The sequence below is a fragment of the Treponema parvum genome (assembly GCF_017893945.1).
Classification (GTDB): domain Bacteria; phylum Spirochaetota; class Spirochaetia; order Treponematales; family Treponemataceae; genus Treponema_D; species Treponema_D parvum_A.
Genome location: NZ_CP054257.1, coordinates 1906311 through 1929545, shown reverse-complemented (window position 1 = coordinate 1929545; position 23235 = coordinate 1906311). Strand labels below are relative to the sequence as shown.

18 protein-coding genes and 1 tRNA gene are annotated in these 23235 nt (G+C 47.0%); 15 read left to right on the top strand and 4 right to left on the bottom strand.

From position 1 onward, the window contains the following. Positions 1 to 44: 44 nt before the first annotated feature. Complete coding sequence (locus tag HRI96_RS08515; protein WP_256729195.1) at positions 45 to 1175, bottom strand: 30S ribosomal protein S1; 1131 nt, start codon at positions 1173 to 1175, stop codon at positions 45 to 47. Between the two features lie 378 nt (positions 1176 to 1553). On the opposite strand from HRI96_RS08515, the gene HRI96_RS08510 reads away from it, so the two are divergent. The 15 genes from HRI96_RS08510 to lysS all read left to right on the top strand — a co-directional run bounded on the left by HRI96_RS08510 (position 1554) and on the right by lysS (position 19617). Then, positions 1554 to 1627, top strand: a tRNA-Pro gene (locus HRI96_RS08510). Positions 1628 to 1859: 232 nt separating this feature from the next. Beyond that, on the top strand, positions 1860 to 3485 hold the full coding sequence (locus HRI96_RS08505; protein WP_210116953.1) for a formylglycine-generating enzyme family protein: 1626 nt from the start codon (positions 1860 to 1862) through the stop codon (positions 3483 to 3485). Next, a complete protein-coding gene (locus HRI96_RS08500) occupies positions 3482 to 4933 on the top strand; it encodes a hypothetical protein (protein ID WP_210116952.1) in 1452 nt (483 codons plus the stop codon). Before HRI96_RS08505 ends, HRI96_RS08500 begins: the two co-directional genes overlap by 4 nt. Next, complete coding sequence (locus tag HRI96_RS08495; protein ID WP_210116951.1) at positions 4933 to 6525, top strand: ABC transporter substrate-binding protein; 1593 nt, start codon at positions 4933 to 4935, stop codon at positions 6523 to 6525. The genes HRI96_RS08500 and HRI96_RS08495 overlap by 1 nt, the downstream gene beginning before the upstream one ends. An 8-nt stretch (positions 6526 to 6533) precedes the next feature. After that, positions 6534 to 7418 (top strand): ABC transporter permease subunit, encoded by an 885-nt coding sequence (locus HRI96_RS08490; RefSeq protein WP_210116950.1) that lies wholly within the window; start codon positions 6534 to 6536, stop codon positions 7416 to 7418. Then, positions 7402 to 8208 (top strand): hypothetical protein, encoded by an 807-nt coding sequence (locus HRI96_RS08485; RefSeq protein WP_210116949.1) that lies wholly within the window; start codon positions 7402 to 7404, stop codon positions 8206 to 8208. Before HRI96_RS08490 ends, HRI96_RS08485 begins: the two co-directional genes overlap by 17 nt. Next, a complete protein-coding gene (locus tag HRI96_RS08480) occupies positions 8205 to 9659 on the top strand; it encodes an ATP-binding cassette domain-containing protein (protein ID WP_210116948.1) in 1455 nt (484 codons plus the stop codon). Before HRI96_RS08485 ends, HRI96_RS08480 begins: the two co-directional genes overlap by 4 nt. Before the next feature lie 180 nt (positions 9660 to 9839). Then, entirely contained in the window at positions 9840 to 12314 is a 2475-nt protein-coding gene (locus tag HRI96_RS08475; RefSeq protein ID WP_210116947.1) for a heavy metal translocating P-type ATPase, read from the top strand. 9 nt (positions 12315 to 12323) lie between these two features. After that, on the top strand, positions 12324 to 12662 hold the full coding sequence (locus HRI96_RS08470; RefSeq protein WP_210116946.1) for a metal-sensing transcriptional repressor: 339 nt from the start codon (positions 12324 to 12326) through the stop codon (positions 12660 to 12662). Positions 12663 to 12706: 44 nt separating this feature from the next. Further along, positions 12707 to 12898, top strand: coding sequence for a heavy-metal-associated domain-containing protein (locus HRI96_RS08465; RefSeq protein ID WP_210116945.1), 192 nt, complete (start codon positions 12707 to 12709; stop codon positions 12896 to 12898). Positions 12899 to 12904: 6 nt separating this feature from the next. Continuing rightward, positions 12905 to 14569, top strand: a complete 1665-nt coding sequence (locus HRI96_RS08460) for an insulinase family protein (RefSeq protein ID WP_210116944.1) — start codon at positions 12905 to 12907, stop codon at positions 14567 to 14569. Positions 14570 to 14751: 182 nt separating this feature from the next. Next, positions 14752 to 16326 (top strand): glutamate--tRNA ligase, encoded by a 1575-nt coding sequence (gene gltX, locus HRI96_RS08455; RefSeq protein ID WP_210116943.1) that lies wholly within the window; start codon positions 14752 to 14754, stop codon positions 16324 to 16326. 247 nt (positions 16327 to 16573) lie between these two features. Then, the gene (locus HRI96_RS08450) at positions 16574 to 16900 is read left to right on the top strand and encodes a hypothetical protein (protein ID WP_210116942.1); all 327 of its coding nucleotides are present in this window, start codon (positions 16574 to 16576) and stop codon (positions 16898 to 16900) included. A gap of 9 nt (positions 16901 to 16909) precedes the next feature. After that, on the top strand, positions 16910 to 17980 hold the full coding sequence (locus HRI96_RS08445; RefSeq protein WP_210116941.1) for an SPOR domain-containing protein: 1071 nt from the start codon (positions 16910 to 16912) through the stop codon (positions 17978 to 17980). A gap of 38 nt (positions 17981 to 18018) precedes the next feature. Continuing rightward, positions 18019 to 19617: a lysine--tRNA ligase gene (gene lysS, locus HRI96_RS08440; RefSeq protein ID WP_210116940.1), complete on the top strand. Its 1599-nt coding sequence runs from the start codon at positions 18019 to 18021 to the stop codon at positions 19615 to 19617. 137 nt (positions 19618 to 19754) lie between these two features. On the opposite strand, the gene HRI96_RS08435 is transcribed toward lysS, so the two are convergent. The 3 genes from HRI96_RS08435 to HRI96_RS08425 are packed head-to-tail and all read right to left on the bottom strand — an operon-like array spanning position 19755 to position 23211. Further along, positions 19755 to 20582 carry an ABC transporter permease gene (locus tag HRI96_RS08435; protein WP_210116939.1) on the bottom strand — a complete coding sequence of 276 codons (828 nt, stop codon included), beginning with the start codon at positions 20580 to 20582 and terminating at the stop codon, positions 19755 to 19757. Then, entirely contained in the window at positions 20579 to 21631 is a 1053-nt protein-coding gene (locus HRI96_RS08430; protein WP_210116938.1) for an ABC transporter permease, read from the bottom strand. Before HRI96_RS08430 ends, HRI96_RS08435 begins: the two co-directional genes overlap by 4 nt. Beyond that, positions 21628 to 23211, bottom strand: a complete 1584-nt coding sequence (locus HRI96_RS08425) for an ATP-binding cassette domain-containing protein (protein WP_210116937.1) — start codon at positions 23209 to 23211, stop codon at positions 21628 to 21630. Before HRI96_RS08425 ends, HRI96_RS08430 begins: the two co-directional genes overlap by 4 nt. Positions 23212 to 23235: the final 24 nt, after the last annotated feature.

The window sequence follows — 23235 nt, the reverse complement described above, 5'->3', positions numbered from 1 at the left end:
TAATGCCGCCGGTCCCGCACGGCTTATGTGCGGGGCTTGGGCGGCTATTTTTTTAAAAGCGCTGCGAACGGATTGTAAGATTCTCCGTCGGAAGATTGGCTGTCCATGTATTTTGCGGCCGTTTTGTCCTGTTCCGTTGAAGTTGTGGGTAATAGCGCGATGCGGCGGTTTACAGTGTCCACGCTTTTAACGCTAACTGTCATTTTTGTCCCTGTCTTGTACATTTTTTTCAGGTTTGAATTGCGTTCGACGTTTTCAAGCGCGGAAATATGGATGAGTCCGTCGATCCCCGGCTCAAGGTTTACAAAAAGTCCGAAGTCCGCTATGCGTGAAATCACTCCTTCATGTTTCGATTCTACCGGATATTTTTTCACGGCGTCTTCCCACGGATCTGCGAGAAGACTTTTTATGCTCAGCGATATGCGTTCATTTTTCCAGTCGGTCTTGATTATTTCAGCCTTTATTTCCTGTCCTGCTTTAAGAACGGAATTTATGTCGGAAATACGGTCGAGCGAAATTTCAGAAATCGGCAGAAGAGCCTGAAAGCCGTCTATGTCTACGAAAGCGCCGTAATCGTGCAGAGCCGTTACTTTTCCCGTTACGGTCATTCCGCATTTTAAAGTCTGAGAAAGATCTTCAAGCTTTTTTTCATGTTCTTTTTCAAGAATTTTGCGGTTTGAAACTAAAAGATTTTTTCCTCCGTCTTTAAATTCCAATATCATAAAAGTTAAATTTTTACCTGTAAATTCGGAAGGTTCGGCCTTTTGGCGGAAGCCCATCTGCGAATACGGACAAAAGGCTCTTGAATTTCCTATTTTCACTTCAAATCCGCCGTTGATCTCTTTTTCCACGTATCCTTCTACGGGAATTCCGTTTTTGTAGGCGTTTTCAAGCAGGGAATTATCCGCCTTATCCCCTGCGATTTTTGTAGTAAATTGCATTTCGCCGTCTTTAAGGCCGATGTAAAAAACCTTTATGACGTCTCCTTCTTTTACTGTAAGATTTCCTTCCTTGTCTTTTAATTCCGCCGCGTCGAGGATCCCTTCGCTTTTGGCGTTTAAATCAAGGAATACGGTATCTCCCGAAATTGCCGCTACGGCGGTGGAAATTTCCTGGCCGGGAGAAAGTTTTTTCAAATTTCTTTGTTCGTATTTTTCAAGATCAGCTTCATTCATGTTTATTTCCTTAAAAATAACGTTCATTAAAATTCAACAGTCGAACAAAATATCAATTTTGGAGACTGTTGAATTCATGCGCTTTTTGCGCACAGTTGATAAGCGATGTTTCGGCATTGTCCGAAACTCGAAGTTAAATTGAACGGCGATATTTTAGACGTTCAATTTAAACGTTCATTAAAAATATAGCATTTAAATAAAATCGTGTCTGTGATAAAATTCTCTTAAATTTTTTGAAGAGCCTTTTTTTGACAAAACCGATAGAGTAGAGCGTATCGCGCTTGCGAAAGTTGTGCGAGAGTCGAAGGATAAGATGCAAAAAAGCTTTTCATAAATTATTGACCGGGAGCTTATTTTTCGGTATAGTTAAAAGAACATCGGGCAATAGCGCAGCTGGTTAGCGTGCGTGTCTGGGGGGCACGAGGTCCCGGATTCGAATTCCGGTTGCCCGACTTAAAAGCTGTTCCAAACGTTAGGGACAGCTTTTTTTATGCCTTTTTTTTGTAGTAAAACCGTTTTTTTCGTAAAATAAGCCTGTAATCCGTATTTTCTGCTGCAATTTTTAAAAAAAGTATGTATTTCGATTGATATGTCAATGGACTTGACGGTATAATAGCCACGCCTTGAAAAATTGTTTTTAAATTGACTAAATTGCTATAAATTTTTTTTTATGGGAGATGTAAAATGAGTACAGCGATGAAACGGAATCGACTTGCGATTCTTTTATTTTCCGTTTTTTTTGTTCTGACTGATTGGACGGTTTTTGCTAAAAAAGCTGTCCCCGAACTTGTAAAACAGGAAGAAGGTTTTTATTACGGCTACGGTAAGGGTTCTACTATGGCTGAGGCCGATATGGCGGCAAAACGCGACCTCATAGAAAACGCCTTAGCCGCGGAGTTAAAAGCTGCGAACGTAAGGTCGCCGAAGCTCGAACTGAGCGACGAATCCGTAAAGGCGCGCCTTACGGACGTTAAGCCGTACGCTCAGTCTAAAAAGAACGAGCCGCCTGCGGTTACGTACAGAATAAAATTCGCCGATTGGGAAAAGAGAGAAAAAGTCTATACGGACAATCTTCGCTCAGATTTGGCGGCGAAGCTCAACAGCAGCAGGAATAAAAAGAATCCTGCCGATAAGATTACCGGCGCCATTGAAGTTCTTATAAGACTTATTGACGAAGGCGAAACGGATTTGCTTTCCGCTCAGCCGGACGGCACCGAACTTCTTTCACGCAGAGCCGAAACGCTTTGCTCGGACGTAAGCAAAAGTCTTGTATTTACGCTTTCCGTAGAAGACGGTTTTGTCGGCCCTTCAACCAAGTTTGCGGTTAAGGTTGCAGATTCTTCCGGCAACGCCGCTGCAGGATTTTCCGTTTCCGCAGTGTGGGAAATTCCCGACGTTCCTGCCGACGCCGATTCAATCGATATTCAGGGCGGCGTCAGCGCAATTTTTAAAACCGATGCGCTCGGCAATGCGGTTATAGATTATCCCGTTGCCGAAGACTTCCGTGACAGAGCCGTTATGCTTACCGTAACGAGCGCTTTAACGCGCCAGCTTCCGTCACTGTCTTTGCTTAAAAAACTGGATGCGCAAAGCGCGGTGGAAGGCCGCTACGTGCATTTTACAGATTTGGCGGCTTCGTTCCCTTCCGTAGATATTCCGGAAGGCGAATTTAACGCCGGAGCGGTTCCGCAGGATACGAGAGCGCAGAAAAAAGAAGCGTCTCGCACAGCTTCTACAGGCGCCTACGCTATCGATCTTACGCCGGTAACCAATGCGCGCTACGGGGCGTATCTTTATCTTACGCAAAGCGATAACGCTCCCGATTACTTTGATAACCCCGATTACAATCAGGGGAAACAGCCGGTAGTAGGGCTCAGCCTTAAAGACGTGGAAGCGTATGCGGCATGGCTTTCCGAAAAACTGGGAGTCACTTATAGACTTCCTACGGAAGAAGAATGGGAAAAAGCCGCCCGCGCGGGAGAAGACGTGATTTATCCGTGGGGAGATCAAAGCCCTACCGATGGCGTAAGAGCGAACTACAAGGGTAACGGTAAATTTTCAAAACCGTCGCCCGTAGGGTCCTATGAAAACGGCAATAACGCTTGGGGGCTTACGGATATGGCCGGAAACGTGGCGGAGTGGACGTCGTCCTCTCACGGTATTGAAGGCGAAACGAATCTTCGCACCGTAAAGGGCGGTTCGTGGATGGACGGTCCGACCGAATTGCGTATTTCTAATTTTCGAAATATTGACAGCCAAAATGGATATGCCGATGTCGGCTTCCGTTTAGTTAAGGAGGTTTCCGAATGAAAAAATGTATGAGCATTATTTCGGCGCTTTTAGCCGTTATATTGATATCCTGCGCCAGCGCTCCCGATCAGGCGACCGCTGATCAAAAAGCGATCGACGAAGGCGTAAAAGCGTGGAACAGCCGCGAACCTGAAGCGGCCGCAACATATTGGAATATGATTGAAGATGGAAAATTACAAAAGCAATATCTGAATTATATTGATTTGTATAAAGCCGGCGTCGAGGCTCTTGACAGCACCGATTCTATTAAGGCTACAAACGAAGCCAAGCTGCTTGCGGCTTGCAATACGGCTTTGGATAAATTCAGCGCACTTGATCCCGCTTTAAATCTTTCGCAAAGTATTCGCGACAAAGGTGTCGCTCTTTCGGCGAAGCGGCTCGACGCTCTTGTAGCGTCAGGAAAATTGACTGCGGCAAGAAAATTGTACGATTCGACTGTAAAGGTGTACGGAACGAGCGATGACCTTGTCAATGCGCACAAAGAAATCGATGTAGTCAGCGCCGTATATTCAAGACAGAACGCTCTTAAACCTGAAGCGGACAAGGCTCGTGCCGATCAGCCGTTTGAAGACAAAATAGCCGCATACGATTCGGCCATCGCTTCTTATGCAAAGGCGGAAAAAGACTTGGATGCGACTGCAGCTTCCGCCGGCGTTGCAAAAACAGCGGGCGTTTCTGTGAATATCCGCAATTTTAAAAAGCTCCGCCAGGATCTTGCCATCGAACGCGCTTCAACCATCCGTGAGCGCGCATACGAGTATAAGACTAAAATCGACGAAGAATTCGCCCGCACGCCCGATAACGGCGGAGACAGCGGAAAGATGTCTCTCGAAGCGATTCTTGCTCACTATCAGTCCGTTCAGACAAACATCGAAACTACTTATCAGGATTTGCTCGGTTTTGCGGCGAAATATCCGAACGACATCGGCCAAGACATCCTTGATGATATAAACGCTCAGAAAAAGGACCTTGAAGCGAAAATCGCTCAGGTTAACTCTGAAATCCGCACCGCTCAGGAAATTGCAAGCCGCGGTAAAGTCGTTATGCCTCTTATGATCGGTCTTTTTAACCCCGACCCGCGTTCGACGGCGGAAAGCCAAAGGAGCCGCCCTGCAAAATTCAGCGCAAAGAACGCAAAGGGCGACGAGTACTGGTGGGGTATGGTTTCCATTCCCAGAGGAACGATGAACGACCTCGTTATTACACTGAAGGATAACCGTACCGTCCGCGTATTTGCCGAAAATACCAAGAGCGGCAGACTCATCGAAAGAAACAACATGAAGGATCTAATCAACCGCAGCGCAAAGGTCGGAAATTCGTGGCCGGTGCTCAACGCGGGCAATCAGCTGACGACCAACAAATACTTCTTTGAAATTCAAAAAGGTAAAACAAACGAGTACGAAGGCGAAGTTGTCGTCTATAGTTCATTTATTGTGAGGATGCGTTAATGAAGTTCAGTAAAAAAGGCATTATTGCCGTTATAATTATAGCCCTTGTCGTATTGGGCTCTGCCGCTGCGTTCTTGATTTGGAGAGCGCAGCCTAAGGGAGCTACGGTCGCGGTTTCTACGCTGCCTGACTCCTTAAATCCTGTATTGGAGCAAAATATATCCGGTTTGAACGCCGACGAACTCTTGTTCGACGGTCTTGTGAATTTTGAAGTCGATAAAGCCAGCGGTTCGCTTTATTCAGATCTCGCCCTTGCCGAAAGCATCGTGCAGAATCCCGTAGACAAAAAAACGTATACGGTTGTGCTGCGCGACGTAATGTGGCACGACAATACTCCGGTTACTTCCGAAGACGTCGTTTACTCGTTTGCCGCATATACGGATGAAGCTAACAATTCTCCCAAACGCGACTACCTTACGTCTTTTATCAAGAGCGTTACGGCGGAGGATGAAAAAACGGTAAAGATCGAATTCATCAATCCGATCCCCGAATTCCGCGCGTATCCGGTGCTTACGTTTAAGATTATTCCGGCAAGATATAACGGGTATGAAATGCAGGTAAACATGAGGGCAGGCGAAAACGAACGCAAATTCGCCACCGCTCCGGTCGGAACGGGTCCGTTTAAACTTGCGACGTGGGAAATCGGAAAATGGCTTACTTTTGAAGCTAACGGTATGTATTTTAAAAATACGCCGCAGACGACAAGTCTTGTTATGAAACGCGTTATAGACCCGCTTATCCGCATAAACGAAATGCGTCAGGGCCGCGTAAATTTGATTCTTGAAACGAACCCGATGGACAGGGCCGAAGTCGAAAAAATTCCGAACGTCGACGTGAATTCATACATTCCGTATGCGTTTTATCAAGTTGCCATAAACACAAAACTGTTTCCGAATGCCGAAGGGCGCGAGGCTATGGCTATGGCTTTGGACAGACCGTCTCTTATTCCGTCGATCACCGACAGGGATACGGGCGTTATTTTGAATTACGGGCCTTTCCCGTCGAACCTGTTTTCGGCCAATATTCCGGAATATGTAAATCGTCCTATGCCCAACAATATCCCGTACAATATTCAAAAGGCTAAACTTCTCGCTTCTTCGGGCGGAGTTGCCGGTCAGAATGCGATTCTTCTGTATCCCGATTCTATGGGCGAATTCGGCGATAAAATGGCTAACGGTATCGTTAGTCAGCTTGCGGCGATCGGCTTGAATGTTGAAGCAAAAAGAACCGGCGATAGAGTTTTTTCCCGCATGGTTAATACTGAAAAATCGTACGAACTTGCGCTTATTTACTGCGAAGGTTTTGACAACCTGTATTCGAGTTTGGGCGACTGGTACCGCTCAAACGGCGAAAAAAACATTACCGGCGTGGCCGACAGCAAATTGAATTCGCTCTTTGACGCATGGGAAAAAGAAATTGTCACTTCAAATTGGATCGATCTTACCCTCCAGATAGACAAACGCATTTGCGAGCTTTCACCCGCATTGTTTTTATGTTCTTTGGAAAAAGACGTGTATTCCCGCGGTTTGGAAAACGTTGCGATCGCAACCGACAATCCGTTCCTTTCAGTTGAAAACTGGAAGCTCAAATAGGAAGTGCCATGCGTTTTTTCCGCTTTTTACTTAGGGAATTTATCCTGCACGGCATTATATTTGCCGTAGCGGGAACCCTGCTGCTTTCGGCGTTTTATTTGCTTTCGATCGGCGCTCCGGCTGAAAGCTACGCTGAAGCGGCGCGTTCCTTTTTGTTGCTTATTTCGGGTTCGGAAGACTTTTCCATCGTGCACCCGGGCTTCAGTTCCGGCCAGATTATCGCATCGGGAGCGGCCGTCACCTTACCGCTGACGCTGTTTTCGCTGTGTATTTTGGCCGTAATTGCCCTTGCAGGATCTGCTTACGCCGTAACCGGACAGTACATGGCCGAACACCATGAATATGTCGGAGCGGAACGCTTCGGCAAATTTATGAATTTGGTCATATCCGTCCTTGCGGCGGTGCCGCTGTTTATCGGTTTTTGGGTTTTAGCCAACGTTTTCGGGAGCAACGCTCCGCTCATCATCATCGCGTTTATAACCGTAGTTTTAGGCGGGCTTTCGTGGGATGCTACCAACTTTCTTAAAACCGATATGCTCAGGCAGGTCAATTCGACGCACGCAATCGTGTTTTCGACGCTGGGTCACAGTCTGGGGCGCTTTTTCCCGATGCCGAATACGTATTCCGGCTATCTTTTTTCATCCAGTCTGCCGCGCTTTATTCCGTATCTTGCGGGTAAGGTTCCGGCTATTATCGGCGGAGTGACGATCGCGGAAATCGTGTTCTCGTTTCCGGGACTCGGCAGCACGCTGCTCGACGCTCTGCTTGCAACAAACACAGATTTGCTTGTGGCTTCGGTGTTTATTCTTTTGTGCGTGAATGCGGTGGTGGCGTTTTTAGTAAAGACTATTCTATTCCTGATTTATCCGAGGTGGTATGAAAAAGCTATTTAATATTCTTAAAATTGTCTGCATAATTCTTTTAGTGTCACCTTTGGCCTTTTCATGGCTACCGTCGGAATACTTTGCAAAAATCGTGCCGGCGCGGATTGTCGAATCCGGGTTTTTAGCTTCATTTTTTTCATCGTTTCAGGAACTTTCGATTTCGCTTACGGCGACTTTGCTGTTTGCGATGCTCTTAAGTTTTATACTCGGCTATCTGAGCGTATTGAGTATGCGCGTAGGAAGGACGTTTGCGAACATCCTCAACGCGGTGGAATCTATTCCGGCCATCCTTGTGGCGCTTTTTTGCTATGCGCCGGTATCCGGTTACCTTGCGCGGCACACGAGCGCGGCTTCGACGGTTATGTCGCTTACCGTATTCGTGCTGGCTGCGACGGTAACGACGCTGCCTGAGGCCGTGCGGAGTATCGCCATTCCGCTCATCGATTTGTATAACAGAAAGTACAGCCTGTCGTTCCGTTCTTACGGATTTCCTAAAATGCGCATTCTTGCAATTCTTATGGGCACCGATCTGATGCGCAGCACGTTCCGCCGTGTGGCGGCGGGCATTTTGCTTAAAACGCTTGTTCTGGATTGTTCGTTCGGTTTTATCATTCAGTTGGGTTTCGGGAGCTACGGTACGCCCGCTCACTTGAGCCCCGGCGCGCTGATAGCCGCGCACAGAGACGCTTTGTTTGAAGGCGGAGACCCGATTCTGTTTTGGCTTCCGTCGATCATGCTTATAGCGATAAGCGTTGCGTTTTTGATCGTATTGAATGAAGACAGAGGAGGAAACTCATGACGCCCGTTTCGCTTAATAATTTTTCCATACATCTTGACAAACGTGAACTCCTCAAAGATTGCAGTTTTTCTCTGGAACCTAATTCGTCCTCCGTCATCATGGGGCCGACGGGCACGGGCAAATCCGTGTTTTTGAAGTCCATAGCCGGAATTCTTTCCACGAAGATTTTTACGTTTGGGGGAAGCATGAAGGTAAACGACATTCTCGCTTATGACGGACGCAAGCTTGATTTTAACGCGTGGGCGCAGATCGCGCAGTCGGGGCTTATGTTCGTACCGGCGGAAACAGCACAGGTTATGAACCCCGCCCTTACGCTCGATCAAAATCTCGCCTTGCTTGCGCCGGGACAAAGGACGGTCATCGTAGAGCGGCTTAAAAAGTATTTTTCGCTCGATTTTGAAGCCTTTGCGCGCCTCTATCCCGATGAAATTTCAGGCGGCGAAATGCAGCGCATCACGCTTATGATTCTTTTGTCGCGGAAGGGCAACTTAATTCTCTTGGACGAGCCGACCGTAAACCTTGACCGAAACCTCAGAAAGCACTTTGTGACTTTTTTGAACAACGAAATTCTTGCGCCTAAGGATAAGACCTTCCTCATGGTAAGCCATGATCTTGACTTTATAAAGCGTCTTACTCTGGACAAGGCTTTTATGCTTCAGGACGGCGTCATAAGACAGATGGATCAGCTTCCCGAAATGGAAGGCTACGAAAAACCCGAAGCTAAAAAAGGCGCGTCGGGAACGGCGATCGAGCTTAAAGACGTGTCGCAAACTTATTTTAAGCGCGGTATTTTCGGCGAGCGCACGTTTACGGCGTTCAAAGGGCTGAACCTAAAGTTCGAGCGATCTACCGTTTACGGGCTCACAGGGCCTTCGGGCTGCGGAAAGTCCACGACGATCAAGGCGATCCTCCGTCTGCTTGACAGCACGAAGGGACAAATTCTCATGGAAGACTCCGATTTGGTCGCTTTAAAACCTAAGGAAACGGGAAGGGATCCTAAGGCGTTTAAGCCTTTCCGCCGCCGCATGACGGTCGTACAGCAGGATTCCCGCTTTTCGTTTTTTCCCGATTTGAGTATCCGCGATTCATTTAAACAAATTTCTGCGGAAAGTCAGGGCGGCACGATCGAAGAGCTTGAGAAAAACTTGGAAAAGGTTGGGCTTACGAGCGCAAACCTTGACGAGCATCCGTATCAGCTGTCGTCCGGAGAGATGAAGCGTATGGATATTGCGCGCGCTCTTACGGCAAAACCCGATATTTTGCTTCTTGACGAGCCGTTCGCGCATATAGACTTTGAAACCCGCCTTAAAGTAATGCAGGCGATTTCAGAATACCTTGCCGTCCACGCGACGATTTTGGTAATCGTTACGCACGAGGATTTTGATCTTCGCTACTTTGTAGAAAAAAGTTTCGATTTCCCGGAACTGGTCGGTCAGTTTACCGGAAACTGAGATCCGTAGGAATTGTGCATTTTTGTACAATTCCTATTCATACTGCTTTGCGCGCACTTTGCGGCTGTTGTAAGCGCGGCGATTGTCAAGTTGCCGCACTAAGTTGCCGTGCGCTTGACATTTTTCTGGCGCGTACCTATATTGCTTATATACCCTGTCAGGGTATATAAGAGGTGCCGCATGAGCGTAAAAGAAATTTATGAAATCGAAGGAATGTCTTGCGCCGCTTGTTCCGCAGCTGTCGAGCGCGTAACGCGTAAACTTCCCGGTATGATCAGAAGCGACGTCAATCTGGCGACCAATAAAATGAGCGTCGAATACGAACCGTCTTCGGTCACGCCCGAACTGATAATAGAAAAAGTAAAAAATGCAGGCTTCGGCTGTAAGCCTTATAAAAACGATTCTTACAATACTGCAGGCGATAAGGCTGCAGCGTCGCGTAAAAAAGCTAGGGACGAAGAAGAAAAAAAGGCTTTGAAGGAGCTTAAAGACCAAAAAATAAGCCTTGCGGTTTCGCTTTTTTTTGCTGCAATCCTTTTATACGTTTCTATGGGCAGCATGCTGACGCCTGCCGCGCCTCTGCCGGATATTTTCAGCATGCACACACATCCGGTAAATTTTGCCTTGCTCGAATTTCTTCTTGCGCTCCCGATAATGTACCTGGGGCGAAGGTTCTACTTTCGCGGTTTTAAAGCCTTGTTCCACGGCAATCCCGACATGGACACTCTGGTTGCCATAGGAAGCTACGTCGCTTTTATATACAGCCTCATTCTTACCTTTCTAATCGAAGATAATTCCCACATCGTTCATTCCCTGTTTTACGAATCGGCGGCTGTGGTCATTGCGTTTGTTTCCATAGGAAAATTTCTTGAGGGACGCAGCAAAGAAAAAACAAAAGAAGCTATAAAAAGTTTGGTGGAACTCGTACCCGATACGGCGCTTGTGATTCAGCCGGACGGTTCCGTGCTTGAAACTCCGGTGGAAGCGATTTTACCGGGAATGATTCTTTCTGTCCGCGCCGGTGAAAAAATTCCTTTGGACGGTATTGTCGAAAGCGGGTTAAGCAGCGCGGATGAATCCATGCTGACCGGCGAGTCCATGCCGATTGAAAAAAAATCGGGAGACCCGGTCATTGGCGGAAGCCTTAACGGAAACGGTCTTTTGACCGTTCGGGTGACTAAGACCGGAGGCGATACCGTATTGAGCAAGATAATAGCGTTCGTGGAGGAAGCGCAGGGAAAAAAAGCTCCTATATCGCGCCTTGCTGACAGGGTTGCAGGAGTTTTTGTTCCTCTTGTGATAGGGATAGCTCTATCGGCGTCGCTTTTATGGACAGTCATAGGCATTTTGGGAGCGGGCGGCATAATTCAGCTTCCGTCCGGCTGGAATATTTCGGCCGGATTTGTGCTCAGGGTGATGACGAGCATCCTTGTGATCGCGTGCCCGTGCGCGCTCGGCTTGGCGACTCCCACGGCCATAATGGTAGGCACGGGACTCGGCGCTTTAAACGGAATTCTGATACGAAGCGGCGAAGCTCTTGAGACGACGCATCTTATAGACACTGTCGTTTTGGATAAAACGGGTACCGTTACCGAAGGTAAGCCTGTTGTAACCGAAGTCATAACGGCTTCCGGCACGGAAGAAGAAAAAGAGCGGCTTTTAAAATTGGCGGCCGACTTGGAAAAAACTTCCGTTCATCCTATCGCGGAAGCCTTGATCGATGCGGCAAAAACTTTTGCGGCGGAAAAAAACTGTGGCGAAAAAAGCACATGCGGCATCGACGCTGGCGGTGCGCGCGGCGTGGGGATTTCCAGCGCGTCTGAAGATGGGCTGCGCGGCGAGGCCGATAATGTTTCAACTGCGCCTTCAGCAAGCGGCGGCGCCGATGAAAATATCACGGATTTACAAAATATTCCCGGACGCGGCGTAAGGGCCCTTTTAGGCAAAAAAAATATTTTTGCCGGAAACGCGGCGTTTATGGCCGAAAACAACATCGACGTCAGCGCTTTTGAAAAAAAAGCCTCCGAATGCGGCGAACAAGGCAAATCTATTGTTTATGTTGCCGAGAGTAACCTTGTCTTGGGTTTTGCCGCCGTCGCGGACACGGTTAAAAGCGATTCCGCCGAAGCTATAAGACGTCTCAAAAAAGAAGGAATCCGTGTTATTCTTTTGACGGGCGATAACAAAAAAGCCGCCGATTACATAGGTTCACAGATAAACGCCGATAAGGTAATTTCCGAAGTTTTACCGCAGGATAAGGCGCGCATCATTGAAGAGCTGCAAAAAGAAGGCGCAAAGGTGATGATGGTCGGCGACGGAATAAACGACGCTCCCGCTTTAGTACAGGCGGACGTCGGCGCGGCTATAGGGGCGGGCAGCGACGTTGCCGTTGAAAGCGGCGACATAGTGCTTATGAGAAATTCTCTTTCGGATGTTCCGCGCGCCATCAGGCTGAGCTGCATGACAATTGCGAACATTAAAGAAAATCTGTTTTGGGCATTCTGCTACAATGTCGTAGGGATACCCATAGCCGCGGGAGCATTGTTCCCCGCGTTCGGTATTCTTTTAACGCCTATGTTCGGCGGGCTTGCGATGTCGTTAAGCAGCGTGTGCGTGGTTTTAAACGCGCTTCGTCTAAAAACCAAAAGACTGTAAGGTGCGCTCATGAATGATAAAATGAATTGCTGCACCGAGTCTCAGCGAACCGTTACCGAAGCGTCGGGTAAAAAAAAGACGATCCGCTCTGAAAAAACGAAAAAACTTCTTGTTTCCCGCCTTAACAGGATCGCCGGACAGATAAGCGGAATTTCACGCATGATCGAGAAGGACAGCTACTGCGTAGACATTTTGATACAAACGTCGGCAGTGCAGTCGGCGCTAAAGAGTTTTTCGCATGAAATAATAGACAGGCATGTCCGTTCCTGCGTCGCCGAAAGCGTGCGTTCGGGAGACGATTCGGCCGTTGATGAGCTCATAAATACGATGTATAAGTTTATAAAGTAGATTGCGCAGAGTGCGCACGGATGTTTAATTTTACAGGAGGAAGTATGAAAACATTATCGGTTCCGGATATGCGCTGTGAAAAATGCGTCGCAAATATAACAAAGGCGCTTGACAGTGCAGGCATAGAACACAAAGCCGTAGATCTTTCAACAAAGACGGTAGACGTCGCCGATAGTTTTGTTGAAAAAGCCTGTTCCGTTCTTGATGCCATAGGTTTTTCTGCAAGTTTAAAATAACCTGTAATGTCTTATCGCCGTCATCATCGAAGATTCTCCGCCCTATATTTTAAGCTTGGAGGGGTTAAAGCTGCCGCGCCGCTTTTTGCTTTTTGCTTTTCGCTTTTGGCGCTTTTCGCATTCGGTTCTTGCGCGTCGGCAAAACCGGACATAAAAGACGTTCGAAGCGATCCGAAATTCAAAATGCGCGAAGGGAGATTTTTTAAAGAAAATCTTTCAAACGGAATTCCAGTCGTCATAAAAGAAGGAATCGGCGACAGAGCCGGTTTTGCATTTGCGCTTTTAATTGAAGGCGGAACTTCACTTCAATCTCACTCTACGGCGGGAACGGACAGAATCGTATTTTCGCTTGTCCTATCGAATGCGGAAGATCTCATAAAAAGCGCGGAAGGAGAAGCCCTGAAAACGGATATAATGCGGCCGTTTATGGAATGTACGCCGGACTATTCGCTTTTCGGGTTTTCCTCTGAAAAAAAGTATTTTGAAACTGCAAAATCGGCTTTTTTAACTTCATTTTCGGACACATCCTTTACCGAAGAAAAATTGTCCGATTTTAAACGGGAATATAAAAAAACAAACGCAAGGCGGTTTTTGCCCGAACGGTTTATGCAAGCCGTCCGTAAAGAGATTTTTGCCGGAACGCCGTATGAGCTTTCACCTGATCCGACTTGCGATTCTTTAAAAAACATAAAATTGAATGACGTCAACGCCCGGTATTCCGCTATGAAAGATCCGGCGCGGCTTAAAATTATCGCAACGGGAAATTTTGACGAGAAGCAAGCCGCTTTATTGACTTCGGAATTGGAAAAATCTTTGGGAAATTTGCGGCATTTAGAATCTGCCGCTGAGAAGTTCGGCGGCGCGCCTTTTTCGGAAGTGTATGATCGTAAAAATCCGCGTTCGGAAAGTTCGTCTTTGCCTGACGCGTCGGCTTCTTTGAAACCTCAAGACCGTGAAACCCCGCATTCAAAAACCTCTCCCCTGCCGGCCGCTCTTACTTCTTTGAACATTGCCGCAGGCGCAAAGATATTCGATAGAGCCGGCTTTTTAGAAGAAACGAATACGGAACTTGACGCTTTTTTGCCCGATGATCCGCCCTCAGATAAAAATGCCGGTACAGATCCTGCTTTGCACTCAGATAGGGACATTGCAGGCGTCATGTCTTTGGGCGGCGATGAAAAACTTTTGGCAGGCGTTTTTGCGGCCCCCGTTTTTTCATCTGAAGATTATCCTGCGTTTGCGCTTTGTGTCATGGTTTTTAATAATATGTTACGCCGTTCGCTTTTGGGCGTAGGAAACGCCGCGCGTTCGGCGGGGTGCGCTTTGCTTCCGGGAAAAACGCAGGCGGGAATAATTTCAGTCTACGGAGCAAAGGACGCCGAGACTGTTATGGAAACCGTAAACAGCTTGAAAACTTCATTTCCTTCCGCAGCCGATCTTGAAAGAATTCTTTTCCAATATAAGCGCGATTTTGTTTTTCAGAGCGTGAGAGCAGGCGAAAGCAGCGAAAGAGAGCTTTTTTGTCTGGTAAGGTCATGGGAATATTTATCTTTACCTGAAGCTTACACCCGAAGGCCTTCCGTGATCAATGAAGTAAGCGCCGCTCAGGTTTTTGCCGCGTTTGAAACCTACATCGAAAAAGCTCCGATTGAGTGGTTCGTATTAAAATAGCGTTTGGAGTATGAAGTTGCATCGACCGCAGAATCTATAAAAGCCGGAAATCTCTGGCGCTGCGAAAGTCTTAACATAGCTGACAGTCCATCTGATGATGTTTCCCGCCCGATTTACCCGCCGGCGTTATTTTGATATAATATTTGCCGTATATTTTAAGATATTTTTATATAGAGGATCTTATGCAAGATGAAGTAAGAGTTCGTTATGCTCCTTCTCCTACGGGAATGCAGCACATAGGCGGCGTTCGAACCGCTCTTTTTAATTATCTTTTTGCGCGTTCCAAAGGCGGAAAGTTTATTCTTCGCTTGGAAGACACCGACCGCACCCGCTATGACGAAAAATTCGTAAAAAATTTGTACGATACTATGAAATGGCTCGGCATTGAATGGGACGAAGGCGGGGAAAAGGGCGGAAAATACGGGCCCTATGTTCAGTCGGAGCGTTTCGAGCTGTATAAAAAATATGCTTACGAACTTGTAGAAAAAGGTGAAGCTTATTATTGCTTTTGCGATTCGGAGCGGCTTGAACGCATACGCAAAATTCAGACGGAAAATAAAATGGCTCCGGGTTATGACAGAAACTGCCGCCACCTTACGGCCGAAGAAGTAAAATCCGCCATGGACAAGGGGACTCCGTTTGTCATACGTTTAAAAGTTCCCATGGAAGGCGTCACAAAATTTAACGATCGTCTTTTGGGCGGTATCGAGTGGAAAAACGAAGACATAAGCCCCGATCCTGTCCTTTTAAAAAGCGACGGTTTTCCTACTTATCACCTTGCAAATGTAGTCGACGATCATTTTATGAAAATTTCACATGTGATGCGGGCGCAGGAATGGATCCCCTCAACTCCGCTGCACGTGCAGATGTATCGCGCTTTCGGCTGGGAGCATCCGGAATTCTGCCATTTGCCGATGGTAAACGGCAAAGACGGCCAAAAACTTTCAAAGCGGCACGGCGCTACGTCAATGAACGAATTCCGCGCGCGAGGATATCTTCCTCAAGCCATCATAAATTATGTTGCTATGCTGGGCTGCTCTTACGAAGACGGGCGCGACATGTACACGCTTGACGAACTTGCAAAACTTTTTAAGCTTGAGCACTTAAATAAATCTCCCGCCGTTTTTGACTATAAAAAACTTGAATGGTACAACGGTCAATACATACGGATGCTTTCCGATGAAGAATTGTACAAGTTGACTTTGCCGTTTATTACAAAAACGGGGGATGCCGCCCTTGACGTAAACGTTTCGGAGGAATTTCCCGCTCCCCGTGTGGGGCCCGAATATTCCGGCATAGCGTTGGACAGCGACGGCGAGCCTGTTTGCGTGGACAAGGCTGTTAAAATGAGCGGCGCGGAAGTTAAAGACGCTCTTATGCGCCTTATGCCGCTCATAAGGGAACGTCTGCACTATCTTACCGACGCCGCCGAAATGGTACATTTTTTGTTTTCAGAACCTGAAATTCTGTCAAGCGACCAGATAATCCCTAAGCGGCTGGACTTTGAAAAGACAAAGGAAGTCCTTACGGCCGCCGAAGATTTTATTAAGGCGGTTCCAGCTCTAAGCCACGAAGAAGCGGAAGAACTTGCCCGTTCCATGTCCGATAAATTGGAAGTAAAGCTAGGTGATTTTATGATGACGATTCGCATGGCCGTTACGGGCAGCAAAGTAAGTCCGCCGCTTATAGGCTCGATTTTAATCTTAGGCGTAGAGCGTTCTATCAATAGGATAAAAAAAGCCCTGAGCGTTTTTTAAATTTCGGGCTTTTAAAAATTCGAAAGCCCGTATGCATGACGGAAGGCAGGCGCGATTTATGTTAAGATTGAAGATTCTCCGTCGGCGCGTTTAGTTGTAAAGGATTCCTTTGACTTCCGTGGCACGACCTGTAATTTTGCTTGACGCGCATATTGCAGTCTAATACAATAAAATATGCTTGTTTTGCCGGAAAGGGCTAAAATAAAAGCCTTTTTTATATCGCCGGTAAATCCATAGGAGACGTAGTATGCCGCTTAAATTGGTAGGAACCGTTATATTGCTTGTCCTTGTAACTATTTTTGCAGGGTTTAATATCGACAACAAATGTAATGTTAATTTGATTTTCAGGCAGTTCAGCGACGTTCCCATTTTTTTCAGCCTCATGGTAGCCTTCGTTTCCGGAGTGATTCTCATGATCCCGTTCACTATAGGAAAACGACGCAGGGCCGAAAATAATGCAGGTAAAAGAAAAGTGAAAGAAAAAATTGCCGAAAAAAATGCTAAAAACTTAAAAAAACAGAACGAAGCGTCGGAAACGGAACCGTCCGCGATTCAGAATCAGGCGGACTTTTAGCGGATGCGTATGAAGAATAAACTGCCGCTCCTGTGCGCTTGTGTTTTTTTACTGGGCCGGATTTTTGCCGGCGAAGCTGCGAAAGGCGCTGCGGCGGAAATTGCAGCTGAAAGTGCGAAAAAAGCGACCGTAGAAAAATCAATCGAGTTTATTGAAGAAAGCCTACGCAAGGTGACGGCGGCGGCGGACAAACGCGCTTTGTATATTTTTCTCGGTTCTTTGTACGAGCAGCTTGCGCGATATGATTCGGCACGTGAATCTTACGCCGCCGCCGCCGGAATTGCCGCGGGCGACGTTGAAAACATGCCTAAAAAAAGCAATGAACAGCTTGTTTTGGATGCCGTGCGCTGCGCTCTTTCACTTGGCGACGGAGCCCTTGCGGACAGTTATCTTAATTCGGCCGTCCGTAATTCCGACGACAAGGAAATTCAAGCCTATATAAAACTGTATTCCCAATGGAGTTCCCTCTGTAAGGCCGATAAGCCTTCTGAAGTTGACGAGACCGTAGTTCTTTTAAAAGCTTACGCTCAAATGCCGTCATTGGAAACGGTCCGTCCCGCCGTTTTTTTGACTTTGTGGTATCTTACGGGAGAAGAAGAATATTCGGCAAAACTAAAAAAGCAGTTTCCTTCAAGCATGGAAGCGGCCATAGTAAGCGGCAAGGTTCAGCTTATGCCTGCGCCGTTTTGGTTTTTTGTTCCGCATTCTCCTTTGGCGCTTTCAAAAATTACGGACTCCGCAATTGATGAATTTTCTGCCGAAAAATCTTCTGCAGCGGGATCGGCGGCTTCGACCGAAACGCTATCCGCATCTGCAGCTTCTTCATCGAACGCAAGCGACCCCGCTTCGGATTCCGAAAGCGAAAAGCCGCTTTATCTCCAGCTAGGTCTGTTCCGTGAAAGAGAAAACGCACAAACCCTTGTTTCGCGTCTCGTCGAAAAGGGCTTCGCGTCAAAAATACTTTCCGAAAAGCGTAAAAGCGGAACTACTTATTACATTGTCGCCGTAGATTACGGGGACGGAAGCGTCGCTTCCGAACTGCGTACGGCGGGATTTGACTGTTATCCCGTATTTCAGTAATTGTATAACCTTCCTTATTTCAATATAATCAATTAATTATGAGTAATGAAAATAAAAATCCGCTTTTGTGCCATTGGGCGGATCAGATGGCCGATAAGATTATCCGTGAGCGCGGGGACTTGCCCTTATACACCTGTGCATCGGGAATTACGCCGAGCGGCACCGTGCATATAGGTAATTTTCGTGAGATAATTACCGTCGACCTTGTTGTGCGCGCCTTGCGCGATCGCGGAAAAAATGTCCGCTTTATTTATTCGTGGGACGATTACGATGTTTTCCGTAAAATTCCTGCGAACATGCCCGATCCTGAAATACTTGAAAAATATCTTCGCTTTCCAATCACTATGGTACCCGACACCACGGGCCGAAACGAAAATTACGCCCGCCACCATGAAGTAGATATCGAGCGGGAATTGCCGCGTGTAGGAATCATGCCTGAGTTTTTATACCAGGCCGAGCGTTACCGTGCTAACCGATATTCGGAAGGCATGAAAAAGGCTTTGCAGAATCGCCTTGTGATAAAAGACTGCCTCAACGAATACCGCGACGAAGATCATAAAATGCAGGAAGAATATTGGCCCGTCTCCGCCTTTTGTTCAAAGTGCAATAGAGACACCACTTCGATAACCGGCTACGACGATGAATACAATCTTTCATATAAATGTGAATGCGGACACTCAGAGACGGCCGATATTCGTTCGTTTAAAGGCTTTAAACTTGGCTGGCGCGTAGATTGGCCTATGCGTTGGAGTGAAGAAAAAGTTGTTTTCGAACCCGGCGGAAAAGATCATATTTCCCCCGGCGGCTCCTACGATACCGCAAAGCTTATTTCAAAAAGGATCTATGGTTGGGATGCGCCCGTTACAATGCGTTATGATTTTGTAACGCTAAAAGGTATTCCCGGAAAGATGTCTTCATCCAAAGGCCATGTCATAGCCCTTGCCGACGCTTTAAAAGTGTATCAGCCTGAAGTTTTACGCTACATCTTTGCCGGTACGCGGCCTAATACGGAATTTTCCATAAGTTTTGATCTGGACGTTATTAAAGTATACGAAGATTACGACAAGACCGAGCGCATCGTTTGGGAGCTTGAAAAAGCAAAGAACGACGATGTTTTAAACAAAGAAAAAAGAATTTACATGCTTTCCCAGATTGAAAACAAGATTCCCGAAGTTATGCCTTTCCAAGTGGGCTTCAGGCTTCTTACTACTCTGCTTCAGACTTATTCCGGCGATATTGACGCTGTCATCGCTTCGTTGAACGGTGTAAAGCCGGAACAAAAAGACGCCTTGCGCCGAAGGGCCGAATGCGCGTGGTATTGGGTGACCGAATGCGCTCCCGAAGAATTTAAATTTGCTCTTTGCACGGATAAAAGCAAGGCCGAGCTTTCCGACGGCGAGCTAAGCTGCGTAAAAAAATTGTACAATGACGTTCTTCCTTCGATGAACGATCTGAATGAAAGCGATTTAAATCAAAAGATCTTTGACATCGCGACGGAGCTTAACATGCAGCCGAAGGAAATGTTCCGCGCCGTGTATCAGGTTTTGATCAGAAAGGATCAGGGACCGCGCCTTGCAAGTTTTATGAAGATCATAGGCAAAGACAAGTTAGCGTCCATTTTGGAAGTTTATCTATAAAAAAGCTGCCGTTGCCGGGTTTTTGAATAACTTATAAGGCCGCTGATTTCCTGGTTATATACTGCTATGATTCTGCGGCCATTTTCGAAAGCCCGCCGTAGAGGTCTGACTTTGCCGCTTGTTGCTTTAGTTTGACTTTAAGGTTTTTTTGGAGCGAAAACTATCATAACCAGCGCGCTTATGTACGGCAGAGCAAGAAGAAAGGCCGCCGGCACGGAACCGAATACCGAAAAATTTTGAAGGTTGTTTGCGACGTATTGGGCGGCGGCGAATATTAGGACTGCGGCGAGTATGGCGTATGTGTTTTTTTTACCCAAAAAGACTGCGGCAAGGGCAGTCCAGCCTGTCCCGCTTGAAATGTTCGGCACAAACGACGAAAGTCTCATGCTTAAGATACATCCCGCCGCGCTTCCGAACACGGCCGCCGCCGCCCATGCCCAAAGCCTTACATGCGATACGTTTATTCCTCTGGCGCGAAGAACCGGAGCGTCGCTGCCTGAAATTCTTATGTACAAACCTTGTCTTGTAAATTTCATTGCCGCCCATCCCAATAAAAACATAAGATAAGCGCAGATTGTCGTTACGAGTCTTGTTTTTACCGCTGAAAAGTAAAAATCCGGGTGAGTTATTATTCCCCTTGTCTTAAAAAAAACGGACGACAATATGCTTGTGAGCGCCGAACATATGAGATTCAGAGCTAGGGCGGCTAAAAAACGGTTTGCATGGAATTTTTCGGCTGCCAGCGCAAAAAGTAAAATAAATGCGGTACAAAAAGTCAGAGATAACGCGATCCCTCCGATAAAGTTTTTGGACAGCACGGTTCCTGCAAGGCATAAAAATGCCGCAAGGTTTATCGTTCCGTCTAAAAACAGGGCCATCCCGCCCGACCACTCGCTTATAAGGGCTCCTGTTGAAGCCAACAACAGCGGCGCCGATAAAGAAATTATTCCGTAAACATAGTTCATGTGCGTCGGCTCCTTGCAACGTAGTTAAATGAGATGCAAAAAAGAATTATTCCCTGAATAAGCGAAGATATGTCAAACTGTATTTCCTGCATCAGCGCAACGCGGCCGGACGACGTGTAAAGCCATGAGAGAATTAAACTTGCCGGAATCAGCAAAAGAGGTTCCGATTGCGCTATGAGGGCGCATGAAAGGGCGTTCCAACCCATGCCGGTATAAAATCCTGAATGACATGTAAAATATGTTCCGCATACGGCGATCGCTCCTGCAAGGCCGTGCATCGCGCCGGAGGCGGCTAGAGAAAGAAACATTGATTTTTCCTCCGAATACCCGCAATAACGCGCAAATTCCGGCGCTATTCCCCATATCCGCAATCTGCGTCCCGCATCCGTGCGGTAGATAAAATAATGAAAGATCAGGCAAAGAAGGGGCGCCGCAAAAATGCTTATGTTTAAGGGGGAAGGTTTTAATAACTGTGCAAACCGCAGATTTTCAGGAATGAATTGGGTAGCTAAAAGATTTCCTGTCTTATCCCGAAATTTTCCTGCGATCAAAGAATCTATGCACGGGATTACGGCTGCAGAGATTAGAAATGATGTAAGAAGGACGTTCGCCTTTTTGAACTTTCTGAGCAAGGCCGAAAGAACTGCCTGAAAGGCGCCTGCGGCGCACGCGGCTGAAACTGCGGCAGGTATGATAATTGCGGCGGACGACGGTAGGGGCAGGGTAAGGATGATCGCCGCAAAAAAACCGCCGGCATATATTTGCCCTTCGCCCCCAAGGTTTAAATTACCGCCTTTTACCGCGATGCTTGCGCCCAATCCTGCGACGATTAATAAAACGGCTGTATTTAAAAAACTCCCCAAGTAATAGCGCGAAGTCGCAGTCCCCGTGACAAAATCTATCGCCGCCCGAGCAGGATTTTTTGAAAAAAGCAAAAGGAATGCGATTGAAATTATAATTCCCGCTGATACCGCAGCCGCGCTTGTTTTTATGTTTGTCTTTATGATTTTATCTTTTAAATTTTTTATCGACTTGATAAAGTTTGTCATTTTTCAGATCCTGAATTATTTGTGTCTATAGTGTTTTGCGTAGCGTTCTGCGCTCTGTTTGAAGCTCCGCTTGAAATTTCGCGTAAAGGGCTTGGAATTTTTTGTTTAATTCTTCCGTCTGAAAGTACGTATATGCGGCCGCATAAATTTTCCGGAAAATCCTGTGTCGATAAAACTATTACGCATTTTCCGTCTTCGGCATATTTAAAAAGTTTGTCGCACATAGCCGAGGCGCTGTGCGAATCCAGTCCCTGAAGCGGCTCGCACAATATTAAAAATTCAGGATTTTGTTCCATTTCGCGGGCTAAAATCAGTCTTTGCAGCATTCCGCCCGAAAGATTTACGGCCTTTTCCGTCGGAGAAATAAAAACGTTCGCTTTTTTTATAAGGGAATCGGCGTATTGCACAGGATTATTTCCCTTGTAATAGACCGTGAGAATCTGTTCGACGGTGAGTTCGGGATTTGAAGCTCTGAAAACTCTGTCCGACGGAATCATCGCGCACGTCGCGTATTTTTTTCCGCGCAGCATTGCCGAAGTAAGATTTTTTTTTGCAAGGTTGACAATGAATGAAGGTTTAGCTTCGGCGGCTGTGCGGCGCCTGCTCGTTAAACGGCTTTTGCCTAAGCCGGTACTGCAGCTTAGCGTGAACTTCCCTTTGCCGCGCGTGTCTTCCATCCCGAGCATGAGATCTTCAAGAGTTCCAAGCCCGCTTTCCGAAAGCCCCTGTACGAGAGTTATCTCTCCGTTTTTTGCAGTCAAGGAAACGTCGAATAGGGCGGGGCGGTTCACGGGCCGCAAAGTTACGCCGCTTAATGAAATAAAATTTTTGCTGAACGGAAAATTTTTTATGCGGCATGAAGTTTCTTCGGCCCTCACTTCAAAGTCTGAGTACCCGGCGCTCCCTCTTTTAAAATCCGAACTGTTTTCGTAGCGAGCGATGATTTTGCCTTTTTCCAGAACGGTGACCGTGTCCGTGTTGTTTTGCGCTTCGCTCATGCTGTGAGTGATCACTATGATCGTAACGCCTTTTTGCGCCGATTCTCTGAGATTTTTATAAAGGCGGCTGCGCTGTTCCGTGTTTAAAAACACCGAAGGTTCGTCCAATATGAGAATTTTCGGTTCTCTGCATAAGGCGCATAAAAGCGCCGTGAAAAATCTTTCATCGCCGCCCATGTCGCGTACCGGCAAATTGGTTTTGAGCGACGGCGCCCAAGATTTTTTATACGTCTCTATCCGGCTTTTTATAAAACGGTTGGAAATATTGCACTGCTCGCTTCCCAAAAGTATGTTTTCAAGCGCCGTTATATCGCGGGCTAAAAGAGGGCGTTGCCGAACTATTTGAATTCCGTTATCGGCCGCCTGCCTTGGGTCTTTAAACACGACTTCGGCGCCGTCTATGACGATTTGACCCGATGTCGCCCTTATGTCGCCGGACAAGATCGAAGCGAGAGTTGATTTTCCGGCTCCGTTTTCGCCCAAAAGCGCGTGGATTTTGCCGGGTGTAAACGACAGGCATATATTATCCAGCGCAGTTTTTCGCGGAAATGACACTGTGATGTTTTTAAGCGAAACGGTCATAAACAGTACTTATATCGGTACTAA

Coding starts and splice junctions, on each gene's coding strand:
- HRI96_RS08460 (WP_210116944.1), top strand. CDS start 12,905: ATGTCTTATCGCCGTCATCATCGAAGATTCTCCGCCCTATATTTTAAG.
- HRI96_RS08480 (WP_210116948.1), top strand. CDS start 8,205: ATGACGCCCGTTTCGCTTAATAATTTTTCCATACATCTTGACAAACGT.
- lysS (WP_210116940.1), top strand. CDS start 18,019: ATGAGTAATGAAAATAAAAATCCGCTTTTGTGCCATTGGGCGGATCAG.
- HRI96_RS08515 (WP_256729195.1), bottom strand. CDS start 1,175: ATGAATGAAGCTGATCTTGAAAAATACGAACAAAGAAATTTGAAAAAA.
- HRI96_RS08470 (WP_210116946.1), top strand. CDS start 12,324: ATGAATGATAAAATGAATTGCTGCACCGAGTCTCAGCGAACCGTTACC.
- HRI96_RS08435 (WP_210116939.1), bottom strand. CDS start 20,582: ATGAACTATGTTTACGGAATAATTTCTTTATCGGCGCCGCTGTTGTTG.
- HRI96_RS08495 (WP_210116951.1), top strand. CDS start 4,933: ATGAAGTTCAGTAAAAAAGGCATTATTGCCGTTATAATTATAGCCCTT.
- HRI96_RS08425 (WP_210116937.1), bottom strand. CDS start 23,211: ATGACCGTTTCGCTTAAAAACATCACAGTGTCATTTCCGCGAAAAACT.
- HRI96_RS08485 (WP_210116949.1), top strand. CDS start 7,402: ATGAAAAAGCTATTTAATATTCTTAAAATTGTCTGCATAATTCTTTTA.
- HRI96_RS08500 (WP_210116952.1), top strand. CDS start 3,482: ATGAAAAAATGTATGAGCATTATTTCGGCGCTTTTAGCCGTTATATTG.
- HRI96_RS08475 (WP_210116947.1), top strand. CDS start 9,840: ATGAGCGTAAAAGAAATTTATGAAATCGAAGGAATGTCTTGCGCCGCT.
- gltX (WP_210116943.1), top strand. CDS start 14,752: ATGCAAGATGAAGTAAGAGTTCGTTATGCTCCTTCTCCTACGGGAATG.
- HRI96_RS08430 (WP_210116938.1), bottom strand. CDS start 21,631: ATGACAAACTTTATCAAGTCGATAAAAAATTTAAAAGATAAAATCATA.
- HRI96_RS08445 (WP_210116941.1), top strand. CDS start 16,910: ATGAAGAATAAACTGCCGCTCCTGTGCGCTTGTGTTTTTTTACTGGGC.
- HRI96_RS08490 (WP_210116950.1), top strand. CDS start 6,534: ATGCGTTTTTTCCGCTTTTTACTTAGGGAATTTATCCTGCACGGCATT.
- HRI96_RS08450 (WP_210116942.1), top strand. CDS start 16,574: ATGCCGCTTAAATTGGTAGGAACCGTTATATTGCTTGTCCTTGTAACT.
- HRI96_RS08505 (WP_210116953.1), top strand. CDS start 1,860: ATGAGTACAGCGATGAAACGGAATCGACTTGCGATTCTTTTATTTTCC.
- HRI96_RS08465 (WP_210116945.1), top strand. CDS start 12,707: ATGAAAACATTATCGGTTCCGGATATGCGCTGTGAAAAATGCGTCGCA.